Origin of the sequence: Achromobacter sp., from assembly GCF_036567245.1 — a bacterium.
Lineage (GTDB): Bacteria > Pseudomonadota > Gammaproteobacteria > Burkholderiales > Burkholderiaceae_B > Achromobacter.
In genome coordinates this window covers 1-1,575 of record NZ_DATCUY010000449.1, presented here as the reverse complement: position 1 = coordinate 1,575, position 1,575 = coordinate 1, and the positions used below count along the sequence as shown (strand labels likewise).

Genomic DNA, 1,575 nt, shown 5'->3' with positions numbered 1-1,575 from the left:
GCCGTTCCGGTGGCGCTGGCAGCCGAGCCTCTGCCTGGGCCCGCGCCCGGCTCGGCGCCAGTGCGCCAGCCGGCGGCGGGAGGCATCGGCAGCGTCTATCTGCAGGTGGGCGCGTTCAGCCAATCGGCCAACGCACAGTCGCTGGTCAGCCGCATCAACACGCAGTTGGGCGCCGAAGGCGCGCCGCCCGCGTCGGTCGAACAGACGAACAACCTCTACCGCGTCAAGATCGGCCCCTACCCCGACCGCCAGAGCGCCTTGAACGCCGTGCCACTGGTGTCGGACCGCATCGGCATCCTGCCCAGCATCGCCTCGCAGTAGGCTCGCCCCTAGAGCAGTAAGCCCGGCCCTCAGGCCGGGCGCCGCCACCTACCAGGGCAGTTCCGCCTGGCCGTCGCAAACCCGGCGCGCGCTTGCGCTGCGGCTGCGGTAGAAATTGCCTTCGTGCGCCAGCAAGGCCTGCTTGCGCGGCAACCCGCCGCCGAAGCCGGTCAGCGAGGTGTCCGCGCCGATGATCCGGTGGCACGGAATGATGATGCTGATCGGATTGCGTCCGACCGCCCCGCCGACCGCCTGGGCACCCTTGGGTCTTCCCACGGTGCGCGCCAGGTCGCCGTAGCTCGTCAGCACGCCGAACTCCAGGTCGCACAAGGCATGCCAGACCTGATGCTGAAAGGTGGTGCCCACGGGATCCAGCGGCACGTCGAAGACGCGGCGCTGGCCGGCGAACCATTCGTCCAGTTCGCGGCGCGCCTGCTCCAGGATGGGATCGGAGTCCGTGAGAATCCAGCCATCTGCCGCAGGCAACAGTTCCTGGTCGGTGAACCAGGCGCCGCGCAGGCCCTTGGGGCTGGCGACCAGGCGCATGTCGCCCAGCGGCGTAGGGATATCGCGGTAGACCAGGCGTTCGTCGGGATCCGCGGGCTTGTTGGACACGATTGTGGAATACACCATGCCTTACTCCGCCGATTTCTTGCGGGCCAGGGCCCGGTTGTACAGCACGTCCCGCGGCAGCCCTGAAACCTTGGCCGCCACGCGCGCCGCGTCGCGCAGCGACAGGGACTCCAGCAAGGCGTCCAGCAGCGCATCGGCGCGCGGGTCGGCTTCTTCATCCACCTCCTGCTCGGCGGGCGCGTGCGCGATCAGCACGAATTCGCCCTGCTCGCGGTGGGCGTCCGCGGCCAGCCAGGCCGCGCCCTCGCCCATCGGAAAGGTAGCGATCTCCTCGAAGCGTTTGGTCAGCTCCCGCGCCACGGTCAGCAGGCGGTCCGCGCCGCATACTTCCAGCAGGTCGGCCAGCGTGGCCGCAAGCCGGTGTGGCGATTCGAACATGACGACAGGAGCGGGCAAGGCGCACCAGGTGCGCAGCCAGCGCTGGCGCGCCACCGCCTTGGGTGGCGGAAAACCCGCGAAGGCATAGCCCGGATTTTCGTCGGTGGTGACGCCGCTGCCCATCAACGCGGCGATGACCGCGCTGGGCCCCGGCACCGGCACCACGCCAAAGCCGGCCTCGCGCACGGCACGCACAATGCGCGCGCCAGGATCGCTGACAGCGGGCGCGCCCGCATCGGACAC

General features: G+C 70.0%; 3 protein-coding genes. 1 reads left to right on the top strand and 2 read right to left on the bottom strand.

Annotated elements, in window-relative coordinates; all coding sequences use genetic code 11:
• Positions 1-321: SPOR domain-containing protein (locus VIR09_RS19350; RefSeq protein WP_332014335.1), on the top strand; the 321-nt coding region annotated here is incomplete at its 5' end.
• Between the two features lie 48 nt (positions 322-369).
• Here the strand turns inward: VIR09_RS19350 and VIR09_RS19345 are convergent.
• On the bottom strand, positions 370-954 hold the full coding sequence (locus VIR09_RS19345; protein ID WP_332014334.1) for a methylated-DNA--[protein]-cysteine S-methyltransferase: 585 nt from the start codon (positions 952-954) through the stop codon (positions 370-372).
• A gap of 3 nt (positions 955-957) precedes the next feature.
• On the bottom strand, positions 958-1,575 hold a 618-nt coding region (rsmI, locus tag VIR09_RS19340; protein WP_332014333.1), incomplete at its 5' end, for a 16S rRNA (cytidine(1402)-2'-O)-methyltransferase.

Coding starts and splice junctions, on each gene's coding strand:
- VIR09_RS19345 (WP_332014334.1), bottom strand. CDS start 954: ATGGTGTATTCCACAATCGTGTCCAACAAGCCCGCGGATCCCGACGAA.